This window comes from Ramlibacter montanisoli, from assembly GCF_013087525.1.
Taxonomy (GTDB): domain Bacteria; phylum Pseudomonadota; class Gammaproteobacteria; order Burkholderiales; family Burkholderiaceae_C; genus Ramlibacter; species Ramlibacter montanisoli.
On record NZ_JABFCS010000001.1, the window covers coordinates 268,789 to 286,483 of the forward strand.

The following is a 17,695-nucleotide window of genomic DNA, read 5'->3' on the forward strand; positions in this document are numbered from 1 at the left end:
CGTCAGCGCTGCGCGCGGTAGGGCGTGCTGGAGCGGGCCACGCGGTCGGCCCAGGCAGGCTGGTACAGCTCCAGCATCCGGACCACAGAGCGCAGCGCCAGCGGCGTCGCCAGCACCGGGCCGAGGATGATCCGCCGCACCATGTGCTCCAGGCTCGGGCGGGTCTCCGGCGTGCCCAGCGCCTCGGTGATGAAGCGCAGGCGCGGCTCGATGCCGCGCGGGCCGATGGCGTAGTGCAGCTGCTGCGTGAACAGGCCGTCGCGGTCCTGTTCGCGCAGGTACACGATGCGCCACTCGCGCTCCTCGTGGAAGCCGCGGTGCTTGGTGAACAGGGCGAACAGCTTGATGCGCTCGAACAGCAGCGCCGCGGCCTGCTTCATGTCCTCGACCGGCCCGCCGACGCGCTGCAGGGCCTGCGCGAAGTGCTGCAGCTTGTCCTCCATCCAGGCCTCGCTCGCCTCGTACGACAGGTACTGCACCTGCCGCACCAGCAGCGGCGAATGCGCCAGCAGCAGCGGTCCCATGTCGAACACGATGGCCACGCCGTTGCCGTCGCCACCGTAGCCGCGCCACATGGACAGCAGGCCGTCGTCGCCGATGTTGTCGTCGTGCTCCGAGCAGCTGAAGACGTACACGTCGAAGGCGGAGTCGCCGTCGAAGGCCGTGTAGAGGCCGTCGAAGGCGTCGAGCAGCGCGTTGTAGTGCGCCGGCGGGCAGGCCTGGCGCAGGCCGGCGTGGCTGCGCACGGCGTGCAGGCCGAGGTTCATGCCGTAGCGCAGCTCGTCCACGTCGTTCATGTACAGCGGGTTGGAGAACCAGATCTCGCCGGTCTGCGCGATGCGCTCCAGCGTCCCGATGGACGTGTAGTGCGCCAGGAGCGGCAGCTCGCCGGCGGCGGGCTCGCGTTGCATGTCGGACCAGAGTACCTGGGCCAGTGATTCTTCAGGCACGGTGGCGTTGCAGTAAAGTGCAGTCCCTGCGATTCTGTCCTGTTTCATGGATTTCCTGCTGATCGCGTTCCTGACACTGCTCAACGGCCTGTTCGCCATGTCCGAGATGGCGCTGGCCTCGACCCGCAGGGCGCGGCTCGCCGCGATGGCCGAAGAGGGCGACGGCGGCGCGCAGGCGGCGCTGAAGCTGCTGGAGCAGCCCACCCAGTTCCTGTCCACCGTGCAGGTGGGCATCACCTCCATCGGCGTCATCAACGGCATCATCGGCGAGGCCGCGTTCAGCGCCGACCTGGCCCAGTGGCTGCGCGAGACGGGCGTGCCGCCGCGCTTTTCCGCGGTCACCGCCACGGCCATCGTCGTGGCCATCATCACCTACATCACCATCATCTTCGGCGAGCTGGTGCCCAAGCGCATCGGCCAGATCTACCCGGAGCAGATCGCGCGCTGGATGTCGCGGCCCATGCGCTGGCTGTCCAAGGCGGCGGGCCCCTTCGTGAGGCTGCTGTCGGCCTCCACCCAGGCGATCCTGAAGGTGCTGGCGATCGACACGCGGGCGCGCCTCATGACCGAGGAGGAGATCGCGCACAGCCTGGAGGAGGGCGTGGAGGCCGGCGTGATCGAGCAGCACGAGCACCAGATGGTGCGCAACGTGTTCCACCTGGACGACCGGCCGCTCACTTCCATGATGGTGCCGCGCTCGGACGTGCAGTGGCTCGACGCCGCCACCACCGTGCGCGAGGCGCTGCGGCGCGCGGGCGAGGGCGAGGTGCATTCCTGGTACCCGGTGTGCCGCGGCTCGCTCGACGACGTGGTGGGCATCGTCAGCGTCGCCAAGCTGATCTCGCTGGGGCCCGACCACGAAGGCGTGCTGGAGCCGCACGCGCAGTCCGCGCCCTTCGTGCCCGAGACCCTCAGCGGCATGGAGCTGCTGGAGCAGTTCCGCATCCGGTCCGCCCGGCTGGTGTTCGTGGTGGACGAATACGGGGTCGTGCAGGGCCTGATCACGCCGCACGACCTGCTGGAGGCGATCACGGGCGAACTGCAGCCGGCGGAGCAGACCGAGGCCTGGGCGACGCAGCGCGAAGACGGCTCCTGGCTGCTGGATGGCCTGATGCCCGTGTCCGAGCTCAAGGCGCGCCTGGAGATCCGCGACCTGCCGGAGGAGGACAAGGGCCGCTACAACACGCTGGCGGGGCTGCTGATGGCCGTCTCGGGCCACCTGCCGGGGCCGGGCGAGCGCATCGACTGCGGCGAGTGGGTGTTCGAGGTGGTGGACCTCGACGGCCGGCGCATCGACAAGGTCCTCGCGCAGGCGGTGCGCGAGCCGGCCGACGCGGCCGCCGGCGACTGAGCGCGCGGGCCCTAGGCGGCCACCTTCAGCACCCCCGCGGGGGGGCTTCGCGCTCCGCGAAGCGGGCGGGGTCGATCACTTCCAGCGCGCCTTCGCGCACCAGCTGCACCAGCAGGGCATCGAGCTGCTGCGTCGGCAGCCGGCTGCGTTCCACCAGCCACCGGCGGTTGACAGGCTGGCTGCTCATGACGGAGAGCATGCGGTAGATCTCCGCGGTGCGGCCGGACTCGGGCAGTTGCGGCCAGGCTTTCAGGCGGAAGATGAGGTCAGCGCCGCGGACGTGCGCGGCGGGACCGGCCGGCCGGGTAGCCAGGAAATGGGGGAGCGGGCTTCCTTGCGCTTGGCCCCCAACAACCTGCGAAGCGTCAATGTAAGCATGCGTACAGTGTCCATCGCGGATGAGCACGGCTTCTAGGTGAAAGGGTTGCCCAACCTTAGTTCGTTTGCCTAAACGTCCTATGACAAGGCGCGGACCGTCGCCAGCCCCAGGCCGGTGAGCACGACCGAGCCCAGCAAGTGAGCACCGGCTACCAGCAGCGCCCATCCCATGCGCCCGCCTTCCAGGTGCGAGAACACTTCGGCGGAAAAGGTGGAGAAGGTCGTGAGGCCGCCCAGCAGGCCCGTCACGAGGAACAGGCGCACCTGCGGCGGCAGCTCCGGATGCTGCGACAGCCAGCCCAGCACGAGGCCGATCGCATAGCCGCCCACGAGGTTCGCGGCCAGGGTTCCCAAGGGGAGCGCCGGCAGCAGCGGGTTCAGCCGCAGGGCCAGCAGCCAGCGCAGCAGGGCGCCGAGGGACGCCCCCAGGCTGATGGCCGCGACCGACGCCAGCAGGCCGGCGCCGTTCAAGGCTTGCCGTCCTCCGGGATGCGGTAGCCCACGCCGCGCACCGTCTGGATGATGTCGTCGCCGAGCTTCTTGCGCAGGTGGTGCACGTGCACTTCCACCGCGCCGCCTTCGCCCACGCGGTTGCCGGTGCGCGCCTGGATGTCGGCCCGGCTCAAGGCGCGGGGCCGGTCCTCCAGCAGCGCCAGCAGCACCGAGAATTCCTGTTCCGTCAGTTCGATGGTGGTGCCCGCGCGCTGCACGAAGCGGCTGTTGGGGTCCAGCACCAGGTCCCTGTACAGGATCTGGCCGGCCGACAGGGTGGTGCGGCGGCGCAGGAAGGCGCGCATCACCGCGCCCACTTCGTCCAGGTGCACCGGCTTGATGACGTAGCCGTCGGCGCCCAGGTCCAGCGCGCTCAGGCGCGAGCGCAGCTGGGAGCGCGCGGAGATCACCAGCACCGGGGTCTTGGGGTCGGGAAGTTCGCCCGCCGGCGTGCGGCGCAGCTTCTGCAGCAGGTCGGTGCCTTCGCCATCGGGCAGGCTGAGATCGAGCAGCAGCATGTCGAAGGGGCCGCCGCGCAGTGCGGTCCAGGCCGACGCGAGGTCTTCCCGGACTTCGGCCTGCCAGTTCTGCTTCCTCACCAGCCCGGAGAGTGCGGTGGAAGTGGTGGGGTCATCCTCGACGATCAGCACGCGGTTCATGTCATCCGTGGGTTGCGCCCCGGAGGATAGTGCATGCCGCGACGGGCAGTCGGCGGTCAGGCTCCGCGCATGCGGCGCCTGCCGGTGGCGTGGCTCAGGCGGACAGTTCGGGCTTCAGCTCGTGGGCGGGGATGATGCCCTGGTCGCCGTCCTCGTACACGAGGTAGGCGGCGTTGCCCATCATGCGCCAGCAGGCCTGGAAACGCTGGCCCTGGAACACGGCGGAGGCGGCGCGGAATTCCTTCGCCACGGCCGGCTCGAGGCGGCTCAGCACGAGTTCGCTCTTGCAGTTGGCTTCGGACAGGCGCACGGAATCGTCCCCTGGCGGGCGATCAGATCCTGGGCGAAAGCAGGTGCCACCGCGAAAGTGGCAAGGGCGGCACAGAACACGACGGCTTTCATCACGATCTCCATGAGAGGTGAGCGCGATCAGCGTCTTCGGGATGAGGACTGGAGTTCTGCGCTACTGGGGCCCATGGTGGGGCCCAGCCGCGAATGGCCCTGTAGGAAAGGCGGCGCGGACCTCGTCCGCCAAGTCCGTGTTGCCGCCTAGTCGGCACGGAAGCAGTGCCAGCGCTGGCCGCTTACGCCTGCGCCACCGTCAGCGCGCCGCGCCGGATCTGGTCGCGCTCCAGCGACTCGAACAGGGCCTTGAAGTTGCCCTCGCCGAAGCCGTCGTCGCCTTCGCGCTGGATGAACTCGAAGAACACCGGGCCCAGCAGGGTCTGGGAGAAGATCTGCAGCAGCAACCGCTTCCTGCCCCCTTCGGTCGAGCCATCGAGCAGGATGCCGCGCGCCTGCAGCTCAGGCACGGGCTGGCCGTGCCCGGGCAGCCGCTCCTGCAGCATCTCGTAATACACCTCGTTGGGCGCGGTCATCAGCGGGATGCCGCTCATCTGCAGTTCGTCCACGGTCTTCAGGAGGTCGTCGGTGAGCAGCGCCACGTGCTGGATGCCCTCGCCGTTGAACTTCATCAGGAACTCCTCGATCTGCCCGGCGCCCTGCGAGGATTCCTCGTTCAGCGGGATGCGGATCCGGCCGTCCGGCGCGGTCATGGCCTTGGAGGTGAGGCCCGTGTACTCGCCCTGGATGTCGAAGTAGCGGATCTCGCGGAAGTTGAACAGCTTCTCGTAGAACGCCGCCCAGAAGGCCATGCGCCCGCGGTACACGTTGTGCGTGAGGTGGTCCACCACCTTCAGGCCCACGCCGCGCGGATGCCGGTCCACGCCCTCGAGGAACTCGAAGTCGATGTCGTAGATCGACTTGCCGTCCTCGTAGCGGTCGATCAGGTACAGGGGCGCGCCGCCGATGCCCTTGATCGCCGGCAGCCGCAGCTCCATCGGGCCGGTGGGAATGTCGATCGGCTGCGCCCCGAGCTCGAGGGCGCGGTAGTACGCCTTGTGCGCGTCGCGCACGCGGAAGCCCAGCCCGCAGGCGGAAGGCCCGTGCTCCGCGGCGAAATAGGCCGCGAGGCTCTTCGGTTCGCGGTTGACGATGAAGTTGATGTCGCCCTGCCGGTACAGCAGCACGTCCTTGGACCGGTGGCGCGCCACCAGCGAGAAACCCATCTTCCCGAACAGCGTCTCCAGCTGGTTGGGAACGGGGGAAGCGAACTCGACGAACTCGAACCCCATCAGGCCCATGGGGTTGTCGAACAGATCAGCCATGCGAAGCTCCTGCAAAAACGAAAGCGAACGGGAAGAAGACGAACCGGGGCGCGCGCGGGTGCGCGGTGTCGTCAGGCAGGAGGGGCGCCGGGGATGCCCCGCACGCTGCGTGCGAGGTGGTCGCCCATGAAGAGTGCGAAGCACATGGAAGGCCGATTGTCGGGCCTGCCGGGTTTTGCGGCAAGCGTCCCTGACCTGGGTCAAGGCCGCGGCGGCGGCTGCACGTTATCGTTCGCGCCCATGGCAGCCGTCTTCCTCCCCGGCCGCGCAGCCACCTGCAGGACGACGCGCAGGGGCTGCTGACCGGCACCCTGTTCGCCGCCCTCGGCGTGTTCCTCATGCAGCACGCCGGGCTCGTTCCCGGCGGCACCGTCGGCATCGCGCTGATGCTGCACTACGCCTCGGGCATCGACGTGGGCCTGGCGCTGTTCCTGGTGAACCTGCCTTTCTACCTGCTCGCCTGGATGCGCCTGGGCAAGGCCTTCACCATCCGCACCGCACTCGCCGTCAGCCTGCTGTCGCTGCTGTCCTGGTGGCTGCCGCGCGCGATCTCGCTGCAGCAGATCGACGGCGTGCTGGCCGCCGTGCTCGGCGGGCTGCTGTGCGGAGCGGGCATGCTGTTCCTGTTCCGGCACGGGGCCAGCCTGGGCGGCCTCAACGTGCTGGTGCTGCGGCTGCACGACCGCTTCGGCTGGTCCACCGGCAAGGTGCAGTTCGTCTTCGATGCCCTGATCGTGCTGGCCGGCGCCCTGGTCACGGCCGACCTGCGCCGCCTGGGCCTGTCGGTGCTGGCGGTGGTGGCGCTCAACCTCGTGCTGGTCTTCAACCACCGCAAGGGCAGCTACCAGCCTTCGTGAGGCGCGCACGGAGGACGCGTTAGCATCCCCTCCCATGCGCATCCTGCTGGTCGAAGACGACAAGGTCCTGGCCGACGCGCTTTCCCGCGCGCTGGTGCAGTCCGCCCATGCCGTGGACATCGTGTCCACGGGGGAGGAGGCCGACCACGCGCTGGCGCTCGCCATCTACGACCTCTGCATCCTCGACATCGGCCTGCCGGGATTGAGCGGCCTGGACGTGCTCAAGCGCCTGCGCGGGCGCAAGTCCACCATGCCGGTGCTGATGCTCACCGCCTTCGACACGCTGGAAGACCGCGTGCGCGGCCTGGACCTGGGCGCCGACGACTACCTGGCCAAGCCCTTCGACCTGCCGGAGCTGGAGGCGCGCGTGCGCGCCCTGCTGCGCCGGGGCACCAACTCCACGCCCTACCTGGAACACGGCCTGCTGCGCTTCGACACGGTCGGCCGGCGGGTCTTCTACGACAAGAAGCCGCTGGAGCTGTCGCCGCGCGAACTGGCCGTGCTCGAATTGCTGCTGATGCGCGAGGGCCGCGTGGTCAGCAAGGAGCAGATGGTCAACCACCTCTATGGCTGGGGCGACGAGGTGGGCGACAACGCGATCGAGGTGTACGTGTACCGCCTGCGCAAGAAGTTCGAGCCGCTGGGCATCGAGATCCGCACGGTGCGCGGCATGGGCTACCTGATGGAACGCGGCGATGCGGAAGGCTGAGCCGCGCCTGCAGCGCAAGCTGCTCGCCTGGCTGCTGGGTCCGCTGCTGCTGCTGCTGGTGCTGGACACCGCGGCCGCCTACTGGGTGTCGCAGCGTTTCGCCAACCTCGCCTACGACCGCGCGCTGCACGAGATCGCGCGCGAGATCGTGCTGCACGCGCGCCCCGGCGAGGCGGGCCGGCCGCGCCTGGAGATGTCGGAGGCGACGGCCAACGTGCTGCTGACCGATGCGCAGGACCGCCTGTTCTTCCGCGTGGACGCGCCCGACGGCGGGCTGCTCGGGGGCGACCCCTCGCTGCCGCGCGCGCGCCTGGCCCCGGGGCGCGGCGCCGACCCGCGCTTCTACGAGGACAGCGTGCGCGACGAGCGCGTGCGCATGGTCGCTGCCTGGATGCCGATCAACGAGGCGGCGGGCGCGCCCATGGTGCAGGTGCAGGTGGCCGAGACCCTGAACAAGCGCAAGCGCCTGGCCCTGGAGATGCTGGCCAGCGTGGTGGTGCCGCAGCTGCTGCTGATCCTGCTGGCCACCGCGGTGGTCTGGATCGGCGTGTCGCGCGGCCTGCAACCGCTGCAGCGCCTGCGCCACGCGGTGTCCGACCGCTCGCACCTGGACCTGAGTCCCATCGACACCCACGACGTGCCCGGCGAAGTCCGCCCGCTGGTCGACGAGGTCAACGAGCTGATGGCCCGCCTGGGCAAGACCTTCGACTTCCAGAACCGCTTCGTGGCCGACGCCGCGCACCAGCTGAAGACGCCGGTCAGCGGGCTGAAGGCGCAGATCGAACTGGCGCTGCGCGAGAGCGATCCGGAGCGCGTGCGCCACTCGCTGGCGCAGCTTTACATCAGCGCCGACCGCCTGTCGCGCCTGGTGCGCCAACTGCTTTCGCTGGCGCGCAACGAGCCGGGGGCGCTCGACACCGTGCAGCTGCAGCCGCTGGACCTGAACGCCTTCGCGCTGGAAGTCGGCATGGACTGGGTGCCGCATGCGATCAAGCGCAGCATCGACCTGGGCTTCGAGGGCGTGGAGCACCCGCTCATGATCGCCGCCGACCGCGACCGCCTGCGCGAGTTGATCAACAACCTGGTGGACAACGCGATCCGCTACAGCCCGCCGGGCGGCCGGGTGACGGTGCGCGCCAGCGACACGGGCGACGGGCACGCGCGGCTGGCGATCAGCGACGACGGCCCCAGCATCCCGGTGGAGGAGCGCCAGCGGATCTTCGAGCGTTTCCACCGGCTGCTGGGGACGCAGGAGGACGGCAGCGGCCTGGGGCTGGCCATCGTCAGCGAGATCGCCACCCTGCACGAGGCGCGCATCGAGCTGGAGGAGGACGTCGACGGGGTCGGCAACACCTTCAGCGTGCTGTTCCGGCTGCGCCACGCCTGACCCGCGCGCCGCACCTGACGGCGCCGTCACCCGGCGTTCAGCTGGCCGACAGCTGGCGTCCATGAAGGCGACAGCGCGCCTGCGTAGCCTCCCGGAGGTCGGAACCGAAACCGGATTCCGCATCCATCGAGGAGACAAACCAATGGCCTTCCTGTCCAGCCCGGAGTTCTGGGTTGCCCTTTCGCAGATCATCCTGATCAACATCGTCCTGTCGGGGGACAACGCGGTCGTGATCGCGCTGGCCTGCCGTTCGCTGCCGCCGAAGCAGCAGCGCAACGCGATCATCTTCGGCAGCGTCGGCGCGATCGTGCTGCGCGTGATCCTGACCTTCTTCGCCGTCTACCTGCTCACGCTCCCCTACCTGAAACTGATCGGCGCGGCGCTGCTGCTGTGGATCGGCGTCGGCCTGCTCAAGGGCGAGGACGAGGAGGAGCACATGGACGACAACTCCAACCTCGCCGCCGCCATCAAGACCATCATCATCGCGGACCTGGTGATGAGCCTGGACAACGTGATCGGCGTGGCCGCCGCGGCCAAGGGCAACGTGCCGCTGCTGGTGTTCGGCTTGGTGATCAGCATCCCGCTGATCATCTTCGGCAGCAAGATCATCCTGAAGCTGATGAACCGCTTCCCGGTCATCATCACCCTGGGCGCGGGCCTGCTCGGTTGGGTGGCCGGCGAGATGTTCCTGACCGATCCCGCGATCCACGACTTCATCGAGAAGCATCACTACCTGCACAACATCCTGCCGGCGCTGGGCGCGGCGATGGTGGTGGGCGTCGGCAAGTACCTGGGCAGCCGTGGCCGCCGGGAAGGCGCCCGGGAAGGTGCTCCCGCCGACCAGGCCGCGTGAGGGGGCTGCCATGAGGCAAATCCTGATCGCCGTGGACCCCCACAGCCCGGCGCGGACCCGGTCGGCCGTCGAACAGGCGGTGCGCATCTGGCGCGAGGAATTCGTGGGCATCCGCCTGGTGCGCGTGCAGCCTCGCCTGTCGGGCCACGTGTCCATGTTCTTCGGCACCCGCGAGCTGCAGAAGATGCAGCTGGAGGAGGGCGCCGAGGAACTGAAGTTCGCGCAGGGCCTGCTGGATGCGGGCGGCGTGCCCTACACCAGCACGGTGCTGATCGGCCGCAGCGCCGAGACCATCGCGCAGGCCGCGCGCGAGTTCGGCTGCGACCGCATCCTGTTCGGCGAGGAAGGTCCCAGCCTCGCCGGCCGGATGTTCGGCTCGCTGGCGGAGCAGGTGCGCCACCTGCTCGGCCCGGGAACGGCCTACCAGGTGCTCGGTTCCTGAGTCGCGCCCGACCGGATGAAGGCGGCCTGCGGGCCGCTTTTTTTTTCTTGCGCGGCGCCGCCATGGGGAAGTCCATGGCCCCGCGGCGGCGGCGCCTGGGGCACCATACGGCGACACCAAGGAGATCCCGTGGACACCGCCATCCGCCGCCAGACCCTGGCCGACCTGCTGCGCCGCAGTGCCAAGCGCTTTCCCCGCAAGACCGCGATCGAGTGCGGCGCCACGCGCTGGAGCTTCGCCGAATTCGATGCGCTCACGGACCGGCTGGCGGCGGGGCTCGCGCGCATGGGCATCGCCAAGGGCGCGCGCGTGGCCGTGCTGGCGCGCAACTCGCACGGCTTCGCCGCGCTGCGCTTCGCGCTGGCGCGCCTCGGGGCCGTGCTGGTGCCGATCAACTTCATGCTCAAGGCCGAAGAGGTCGCCTACATCCTGCGGCACGCGGGCGCCGCGGTGCTGGCCACCGATTCGGGACTGGCCGAGCTCGCGCGCAGCGCCGCTGCGCTGGACACGCGGGTGCGGCAGTTCATCTGGCTGCCCTCGGAAGATCCCACGCAGCCGGTCGCCGGCATGACGGGCTTCGACGAACTGGTCGAGACGCGTGAGACGCCGCCGCCGGTGGACCTGAAGGGCGAGGACCTCGCGCAGATCGTCTACACCAGCGGTACCGAGTCCATGCCGAAAGGGGCGATGCTCACCCACGATGCGGTGATCTGGCAGTACGCGAGCTGCGCGGTCGACGCCAGCATCGCGTCCGGCGACATCATGCTGCATGCGCTGCCGCTGTACCACTGCGCGCAGCTCGACGTGTTCCTGGGACCCATGATCTATGTCGGCGGCACCAGCATCGTCACCGCCAAGCCGACGCCGGAGAACCTGCTGCCGCTGATCGCCAAGCACCGCATCACCTCCTTCTTCGCGCCGCCCACGGTGTGGATCTCGCTGCTGCGCTCGCCGCTGTTCGACCAGGTGGACCTGTCCTCGCTGCGCAAGGGCTATTACGGCGCATCGATCATGCCGGTGGAGGTGCTGCGCGAACTGGCGCGCCGCCTGCCGGACGTGGGCTTCTGGAACCTCTACGGCCAGACCGAGATCGCGCCCCTGGCCACCATGCTCGGCCCCGAGGACCAGCTGCGCAAGCCCGGCTCCTGCGGCCGCGCGGTGCTCAACGTGGAGACGCGCGTGGTCGACGACGCCATGCGCGACGTGCAGCCGGGCGAGATCGGCGAGATCGTGCACCGCTCGCCGCACCTGATGCTGGGCTACTTCCACGACGACGAGCGCACGCGCGCCGCCTTCGAGGGCGGCTGGTTCCACTCGGGCGACCTCGCCACCATCGACGATGAAGGCTTCATCACGGTGGTGGACCGCAAGAAGGACATGATCAAGACCGGCGGCGAGAACGTGGCCAGCCGCGAGGTGGAGGAGGCGATCTACCGGCTGCCGCAGGTGTCGGAAGTGGCGGTGGTCGGCGTGCCCCATCCGCGCTGGGTGGAAGCCGTGGTGGCGGTGGTCGTGCCCAAGCCGGGCCAGGCGCTCAGCGAGGACGAGGTGCTCGCGCATTGCCGCAACGCGCTCGCGGGCTTCAAGGCGCCGAAAGCAGTGGTCTTCACCGACGCGCTGCCCAAGAATCCCAGCGGCAAGCTCCTCAAGCGCGAGCTGCGCCAGCGCTACCAGCAACGTTTCGCGGAGGGCAGCGCGTGACCACTGCCGCCGGCCTGCTGCTGCTGGATGCCACGACCCTGTCGCGCCGCGTCGCCGCGCGCGAAGTGTCCTGCCGCGAACTGATGCAGGCGAGCCTCGCCCGCATCGCCGCCCTGAACCCCGTCCACAACGCCATCGTGTCGCTGCGCGACGGCGAGGAACTGCTGGCGGAGGCGGACGCCTGCGACGCGACGCTCGCGCGTGGCGAGATCACCGGCTGGATGCACGGCTTCCCGGTGGCGGTGAAGGACCTGAGCGACGTGGCCGGCCTGCCGACGACGCAGGGCTCGCTGGCCATCGGCAAGCGCGTCCCGACGGCCGATGCGCTGTTCGTGCAGCGCATGAAGAAGGCCGGCGCGATCGTGATCGGCAAGACCAACACGCCGGAGTTCGGGCTCGGATCGCACACCTTCAACAACGTGTTCGGCATCACGCGCAACGCCTGGGACGCCACGCGATCCGCCGGCGGCAGCAGCGGCGGTGCCGCCGTGGCGCTGGCGCTGGGCATGGTGCCGGTGGCCGACGGCAGCGACATGGGCGGTTCGCTGCGCAATCCCGCCGCCTTCAACAACGTGGTGGGCTTCCGGCCCTCGCGCGGCCGCGTGCCGGCGGTCCCAGCGGAAGACGCCTTCTTCCAGCAAGCTGGGCACCGAAGGGCCGATGGGCCGCACCACCGAGGACGTGGCTCGCCTGCTGTGCACCATCGGCGGCTGGGACGAACGGGCGCCGCTGTCGCTGGCCGACGTGCTGCCGGACCCGGCGGGCGAGGACCCGATCGGCTGCGAGCCGGGCAGGCGTATCGGCTGGTTGGGCAGCCTCTGGCCGGACCTGCCCCTGGAGCCCGGCATCCGCGAGCTGTGCGAAGCGGCGCTGCGCAGGCTGGAAGGCGAGGGCTTCACCGTGGAGCCGTGCACGCTGGACGTCGCGCGCGAAGTGAACTGGAGCGCCTGGCTGCGCCTGCGCCAGATGCTGGTGGGCGGCAAGCTGGGCGCGATCCACGCGCAGCCGCGCCTGCGCGCACTGATGAAGCCGGAGGCGCAGTGGGAGGTCGAACAGAGCTTCCAGCTCACCGCCGCGCACTTGTACCAGGCGACCGTGCAGCGCACCGCGGTCTACCATGCGTTCCGCCGGCTGTTCGAACGCTACGACTACGTGGTGGCGCCCACCGCGCAGGTCTTTCCCTTCCCTGCGGAACAGCACTGGCCGCACGAGATTGCCGGGGTGGCGATGGACACCTACCACCGCTGGATGGAGATCGTCACGCCCTTCACGCTCGCGGGCCTGCCCGTGGCCAGCGTGCCCGTGGGCTTCAACGGCGAGGGCCTGCCCATGGGCATGCAGCTCGCGGGCCCGGCGCGCTCCGACCTGCGCGTGCTGGCCCTGGCGCGCGCCTGGGAGCGCATCGCGCCCTGGCATGGGCAGCGGCCGCCGGCCGTCGCGCGGCTGGCCTGAGCGCGGTCGCGCGGGACGCGGGTTGCCTCGGAGGCGCCCGGGCCCGTACAGGAAGCACAATGCGGGGCTCCAGCCATTGAGGAGACTTCGCATGAACAAGCGCCAGCTGCTGCGCGCCGGCCTGTTGGGACTGTCCGCCCTTGCGCTCGCGGGCGCCGGCCACGCCCAGGACTTCCCGCCGAAGAAGGCGGTCACCATGATGGTGGGCTTCGCTCCCGGCGGTGCCGCCGATGCCGCCGCACGCCTGATCGCCAAGAAGCTCGGCGAGAACGTCGGCCAGACCATCGTGGTGGACAACAAGGCGGGCGCGGGCGGCAACATCGCGCACCAGCTCACGGCCAACGGGCCCACCGACGGCTCCATGCTGCTGTTCGGATCGATCGGCCCGCTGACGATCGCGCCGCACATGATGAAGCTGCCCTACGACCCGTTCAAGGACCTGGCGCCGGTGTCGGGCGGCGTGCACTTCCCCAACGTGCTGGTGGTGAACGCCAATTCGGGCATCAAGTCGCTGGCCGACTTCGTGGCGGCCGCGCGCAAGCAGGCCGATGCGGTGTCCTTCGCCTCCACCGGGTCCGGCTCGGCCTCGCACCTCACCGGCGAACTGTTCGCGCAGGCGATCAAGGCGGAGATGCTGCACGTGCCCTACAAGGGCGGCGCGCCCGCCATGCAGGACCTGCTGGCCGGCCGCTTCACCGGCTACTTCGCGGCGCCGCCGACGGCGCTGCCGCACATCGAAAGCGGCAAGCTCACGCCGCTGGCCACCACCGGCCTCGTGCGGCCGGCCTACATGCCCAGCATTCCCACCGTCGCCGAGTCGGGCTACCCGGGCTTCGAGGCGCTGAACTGGTACGCCTTCGTCGCCCCGGCGAAGACGCCCACGCCCATCCTGGACCGCTGGAACCAGGAGATCGTGAAGGTCCTCAACGACCGCGAGGTGCGCGAGGCCCTCGGCAAGCTCGGCCTCACGCCGCATCCCACGGCGCGCAGCGAGCTGACCGACTTCATGCGCAAGGAGTCGGCCAAGTGGGGCGCGATCGTGCGCGAACGCAAGATCACGGCGGAGTAAGGGAGCGCGCGCGCCGCCCGCAAGCGAGAATCGCTGCATGGAAACACTCGCAGTGGGTTGCGGCGCCGGCTTCTCCGGTGACCGCACGGACGCCGCGCCGCCCGTGGTGCGCACGCTGGTCGAACGCGGCGGGCCGGCCGCGCTGATCTTCGAGAACCTGGCGGAGCGCACGCTGGCCCTGCAGCAGCTGGCGCGCCGCCGGGATGCGGCGCTGGGCTACGAGCCGCTGCTGCAGCAGGAGCTGCGTCCCATCCTGGCCGACTGCCTCGCGCACGGCATCACCATCGTCGGCAACTTCGGCGCGGCGAATCCCGCGGCGCGGCCGACGCGATCCGGCGCCTCGCCGCGGAGCTCGGGCTGGCCGCGCCCCGCATCGGCGTGGTCGAGGGCGACGACCTGTCCGGCGAGGAGGCGCGCGGCATCGTGCGCGAGCGCCTGGGCGCGGACTTCGACGCGGCGCGCTTCGTCTGCGCCAACGCCTACCAGGGCGCGATGGAAATCGCCGCCGCCATCCGCGCCGGTGCCCAGGTGGTGGTGACCGGGCGCGTGGCCGATCCCTCGCTGGTGCTGGGCCCGGCCGTCGCCCATTTCGGCTGGAGCGCCACCGACTGGGACCGCCTGGCCGGCGGCACGATGGCGGGGCACCTGCTGGAGTGCGGCGCCCAGGTCACCGGCGGCTACTTCGCCGATCCCGGCCGCAAGGACGTGCCCGGCACCGAGAACATCGGCTTCCCGATCGCGGAGATCGCCGCCGACGGCAGCTGCATCGTCGGCAAGGCCGCGGGCACCGGCGGGCTGGTGGATTGCCGCACGGTCAAGGAGCAGCTTTTGTACGAGGTGCACGACCCCGCTGCGTACGTCACGCCCGACGTGGTCGCCGACATCACGCAGGCCTCGGTGGAGCAGGTGGGGCCGGACCGTGTTCGCCTCTCGGGCGTGAAAGGACATCCGCGCACGACGACGCTCAAGGTGCTGGCCTTCTTCGACGGCGGCTGGCTGGGCGAGGCGGAGATCTCCTATGCCGGCCCGAACGCGGAAGCGCGCGCGCGCCTGGCCATGGACATGATGAAGAAGCGGCTGGGCGCGGACATGCCGCTGCGCTGCGACCTGATCGGCGTCAGCAGCATCTTCGCGGACGACGATGGCGAGATGCTCGCGCGCCAGCCGCGCGGGCAGGCGATGGACGTGCGCCTGCGGGCGGCGAGCCGCCACGGGGACATGGAGCGCATCGACCGCCTGCTGCGCGAGGTCACCGCGCTGTGGACCGGCGGGCCGGCGGGCGGCGGCGGCGTGCGCACGGCCAAGCGCCAGCGCCTGTCCAGCCGCGCCTGCCTGGTGCCGCGCGAGCTGGTCCCCGCCAGCTGGCAACTCGCCTGAGGAGACGCGATGGCGCAGATCCCGCTCTACGACCTGGCCCATGCGCGCACCGGCGACAAGGGCAACACCATCAACATCAGCCTGATCGCCTACCGCGACGAGGACTACGCGCTGCTGGCAGAACAGGTGACGCCGGAGCGCGTCGCCGCCTGGTTCGCGCACCGCCATCCCACCGGCGTGCGGCGCTACCTGCTGCCCAGGCTGGGCGCGATGAACTTCGTGCTGGACGAGGTGCTCGATGGCGGCGTCAACGATTCGCTGAACCTGGACATGCACGGCAAGGCCCTGTCCTTCCACCTGCTGGCCATGACGATCCCCGGGCAAGGCTGACATGAACACACCCACCATCCGCCACGTGCGCGCCTTCACCCTGCGCGGCGCAGGGGCCGACTACCACGACCAGGACGCCGGCCACTGGATCGACGACCACATCGCCACGCCGATGGCGAAGTACCCGCAGTACCGGCAGAGCCGCCAGAGCTTCGGCCTGAACGTGCTGGGCACGCTGGTGGTGGAGATCGAGGCCAGCGACGGCAGCGTCGGCTTCGCCGTCACCACCGGCGGCGAGATCGGCTGCTGGATCGTGGAGAAGCACCTGGCGCGCTTCCTCGAAGGCCAGAAGGTCACCGACATCGAGAAGATGTGGGACCAGATGTACCACGCCACGCTGTTCTACGGCCGCCGGGGCATCGTGCTGAACACGATCTCCGGCGTGGACCTCGCGCTGTGGGACCTGCTGGGCGTGGTGCGGCAGGAGCCGGTGCATGCGCTGCTGGGCGGGCCGGTGCGCGACGAACTGCAGTTCTACATGACGACCGCGCGGCCGGACTTCGCCAGGGAGCAGGGCTTCCTGGGCGGCAAGATGCCGCTGCACCACGGGCCCGCCGAAGGCGACGAGGGCCTGAAGAAGAACCTGGCGCAGCTGGCCGACATGCGCGCGCGCTGCGGCCCCGACTTCTGGCTGATGCTCGATTGCTGGATGAGCCTGGACGTGGAGTACGCGACGCGCCTGGCGCATGCGGCCTGGGAACAGTCCGGCCTCAAGTGGATCGAGGAGGCGCTGCCGCCCGACGACTACTGGGGCTACGCGGAGCTGCGGCGCAAGGTGCCGCCCGGCCTGCTGGTGACCACCGGCGAACACGAAGCCACGCGCTGGGGCTTCCGCATGCTGCTGGAGATGGGCTGCTGCGACATCCTGCAGCCCGACGTCGGCTGGTGCGGCGGCATCACAGAGCTGCTGAAGATCTCGGCGCTGGCCGACGCGCACGGCAAGCTGGTGGTGCCGCACGGCTCCTCGGTCTACAGCTACCACTTCGTCATCACGCGCCACAACAGCCCGTTCGCGGAGTTCCTCAACATGTCGCCGGCCGCCGACCGCATCGTGCCCATGTTCCACCCCAGCTGCTGGACGAACCGGTGCCGGTCAACGGCCGCATGAAGGCCTCGGCACTGGACAAGCCGGGCTTCGGCGTGCGCCTGAACCCCGACTGCCAGCTGCACCGTCCCTATCCGCGCTGACGCTCAGCCGAAGCGCCGGTTGATCGCCAGCTCGATCACCACGTCGTCCACGAAGTTGCGCAGCAGCACGGGCTCGCCGGAGCGCAGGTCGCACTCGATCACCAGCCGGCGCGGCGTGAACCAGCGCGGCGTGATCGCGTCGCAGGAGGCCACGAAGACCAGTCCCGGCTTCAGGCTGCGCAGCTGCGTCCCGGCCCGGCCGACGAACACGCCGTGCGCGCCCTCGGCCAGCACCTGCGCTTCCGGCACCTCGCGCACCTCCGCCACCCAGGCGCCGTCGCCGGACGCGGCGGCAGGCTGGACGAGCGCGTGGGTCGATCGCCAGCGCCACTCGGCAGCCAGCAGGCCCCCAGCGCCAGCAGGAGCACGACCGCCAGGGCGGCCAAGGCGCGAATTTTCACGTTACCGGACTTCGTCATGGGCAGGGGAATGTAACGCCCCCTTGCGCCCCTTGCAGCGCGGCGCGACGATGGCATGTACGGACCGCACGGCCCCGCCGGGGCCACACTGGAGAAGCTGCCCATGTTCAAACGCCTGACGCTGCTGTGGACTGTCGTGCGCGGTGACGCGCGGCAACTGTGGGCGGCGCTGCGCCATCCGGCGGCGCCCGGCTGGCTGAAGCTCGGTGCGGCCCTGATCGTCATCTACGTGGTCTCGCCGATCGACATCATCCCGGACTTCATCCCGGGACTGGGCGTGGTGGACGACATCGTGCTGGTGCCGCTGGCGATCCGGGCGCTGCTCAAGCGGCTGCCCGTGGAGATCGCGCGCGCCGTCGGCCGCGTGCGCTGACCGCGGGGGAGGGGGCTTCCGGGGGCGGACGGGGTCCGCCC

The 17,695-nt window shown here is 70.1% G+C and carries 17 protein-coding genes and 3 pseudogenes; 13 read left to right on the forward strand and 7 right to left on the reverse strand.

Features of this window, described 5'->3' with window-relative positions:
- Nucleotides 1-2 precede the first annotated feature (2 nt).
- Nucleotides 3-911, reverse strand: a complete 909-nt coding sequence (locus tag HK415_RS01375; RefSeq protein WP_171556492.1) for a DUF2971 domain-containing protein — start codon at nt 909-911, stop codon at nt 3-5.
- An 85-nt stretch (nt 912-996) separates the two neighbouring features.
- Here HK415_RS01375 and HK415_RS01380 point away from each other — a divergent pair, with 85 nt between their 5' ends.
- The gene (locus tag HK415_RS01380) at nt 997-2,301 is read left to right on the forward strand and encodes a hemolysin family protein (protein WP_171556493.1); all 1,305 of its coding nucleotides are present in this window, start codon (nt 997-999) and stop codon (nt 2,299-2,301) included.
- A 25-nt stretch (nt 2,302-2,326) separates the two neighbouring features.
- On the opposite strand, the gene HK415_RS01385 is transcribed toward HK415_RS01380, so the two are convergent.
- From HK415_RS01385 to hppD, 5 genes are all read right to left on the reverse strand, one after another.
- Entirely contained in the window at nt 2,327-2,488 is a 162-nt protein-coding gene (locus HK415_RS01385; RefSeq protein ID WP_171556494.1) for a hypothetical protein, read from the reverse strand.
- A gap of 269 nt (nt 2,489-2,757) precedes the next feature.
- The gene (crcB, locus tag HK415_RS01390) at nt 2,758-3,135 is read right to left on the reverse strand and encodes a fluoride efflux transporter CrcB (protein WP_171563057.1); all 378 of its coding nucleotides are present in this window, start codon (nt 3,133-3,135) and stop codon (nt 2,758-2,760) included.
- Between the two features lie 11 nt (nt 3,136-3,146).
- Nucleotides 3,147-3,830, reverse strand: coding sequence for a response regulator transcription factor (locus tag HK415_RS01395; RefSeq protein ID WP_171556495.1), 684 nt, complete (start codon nt 3,828-3,830; stop codon nt 3,147-3,149).
- Nucleotides 3,831-3,924: 94 nt separating this feature from the next.
- Nucleotides 3,925-4,140 carry a hypothetical protein gene (locus tag HK415_RS01400; protein ID WP_171556496.1) on the reverse strand — a complete coding sequence of 72 codons (216 nt, stop codon included), beginning with the start codon at nt 4,138-4,140 and terminating at the stop codon, nt 3,925-3,927.
- Nucleotides 4,141-4,414: 274 nt separating this feature from the next.
- Complete coding sequence (hppD, locus tag HK415_RS01405) at nt 4,415-5,497, reverse strand: 4-hydroxyphenylpyruvate dioxygenase (RefSeq protein WP_171556497.1); 1,083 nt, start codon at nt 5,495-5,497, stop codon at nt 4,415-4,417.
- A gap of 275 nt (nt 5,498-5,772) precedes the next feature.
- Here hppD and HK415_RS01410 point away from each other — a divergent pair, with 275 nt between their 5' ends.
- From HK415_RS01410 to rhmD, 11 genes and pseudogenes are all read left to right on the forward strand, one after another.
- Complete coding sequence (locus HK415_RS01410) at nt 5,773-6,354, forward strand: YitT family protein (RefSeq protein ID WP_256373077.1); 582 nt, start codon at nt 5,773-5,775, stop codon at nt 6,352-6,354.
- A 34-nt stretch (nt 6,355-6,388) separates the two neighbouring features.
- Nucleotides 6,389-7,063 carry a response regulator gene (locus tag HK415_RS01415; protein ID WP_171556498.1) on the forward strand — a complete coding sequence of 225 codons (675 nt, stop codon included), beginning with the start codon at nt 6,389-6,391 and terminating at the stop codon, nt 7,061-7,063.
- The gene (locus HK415_RS01420) at nt 7,050-8,450 is read left to right on the forward strand and encodes a sensor histidine kinase (protein WP_171556499.1); all 1,401 of its coding nucleotides are present in this window, start codon (nt 7,050-7,052) and stop codon (nt 8,448-8,450) included. The genes HK415_RS01415 and HK415_RS01420 overlap by 14 nt, the downstream gene beginning before the upstream one ends.
- Before the next feature lie 142 nt (nt 8,451-8,592).
- A complete protein-coding gene (locus HK415_RS01425) occupies nt 8,593-9,303 on the forward strand; it encodes a TerC family protein (protein WP_171556500.1) in 711 nt (236 codons plus the stop codon).
- Nucleotides 9,304-9,313: 10 nt separating this feature from the next.
- A complete protein-coding gene (locus HK415_RS01430) occupies nt 9,314-9,745 on the forward strand; it encodes a universal stress protein (RefSeq protein WP_171556501.1) in 432 nt (143 codons plus the stop codon).
- 129 nt (nt 9,746-9,874) lie between these two features.
- Complete coding sequence (locus HK415_RS01435) at nt 9,875-11,446, forward strand: acyl-CoA synthetase (RefSeq protein ID WP_171556502.1); 1,572 nt, start codon at nt 9,875-9,877, stop codon at nt 11,444-11,446.
- Nucleotides 11,443-12,898 (forward strand): annotated as a pseudogene (locus HK415_RS01440) (amidase). The gene HK415_RS01435 and the pseudogene HK415_RS01440 overlap by 4 nt, the downstream one beginning before the upstream one ends.
- Before the next feature lie 91 nt (nt 12,899-12,989).
- Nucleotides 12,990-13,967: a Bug family tripartite tricarboxylate transporter substrate binding protein gene (locus HK415_RS01445; RefSeq protein ID WP_171556503.1), complete on the forward strand. Its 978-nt coding sequence runs from the start codon at nt 12,990-12,992 to the stop codon at nt 13,965-13,967.
- A gap of 37 nt (nt 13,968-14,004) precedes the next feature.
- Nucleotides 14,005-15,344 (forward strand): annotated as a pseudogene (locus tag HK415_RS01450) (acyclic terpene utilization AtuA family protein).
- Nucleotides 15,345-15,353: 9 nt separating this feature from the next.
- A complete protein-coding gene (locus HK415_RS01455; RefSeq protein WP_171556504.1) occupies nt 15,354-15,674 on the forward strand; it encodes an AtuA-related protein in 321 nt (106 codons plus the stop codon).
- Nucleotide 15,675: 1 nt separating this feature from the next.
- Nucleotides 15,676-16,862: pseudogene (rhmD, locus tag HK415_RS01460) on the forward strand (L-rhamnonate dehydratase).
- A 3-nt stretch (nt 16,863-16,865) separates the two neighbouring features.
- Here rhmD and HK415_RS01465 read toward each other — a convergent pair.
- Entirely contained in the window at nt 16,866-17,129 is a 264-nt protein-coding gene (locus tag HK415_RS01465; protein WP_171556505.1) for a hypothetical protein, read from the reverse strand.
- 255 nt (nt 17,130-17,384) lie between these two features.
- Between HK415_RS01465 and HK415_RS01470 the strand changes: the two genes are divergently transcribed.
- The gene (locus HK415_RS01470) at nt 17,385-17,654 is read left to right on the forward strand and encodes a YkvA family protein (protein ID WP_171556506.1); all 270 of its coding nucleotides are present in this window, start codon (nt 17,385-17,387) and stop codon (nt 17,652-17,654) included.
- Nucleotides 17,655-17,695 lie beyond the last annotated feature (41 nt).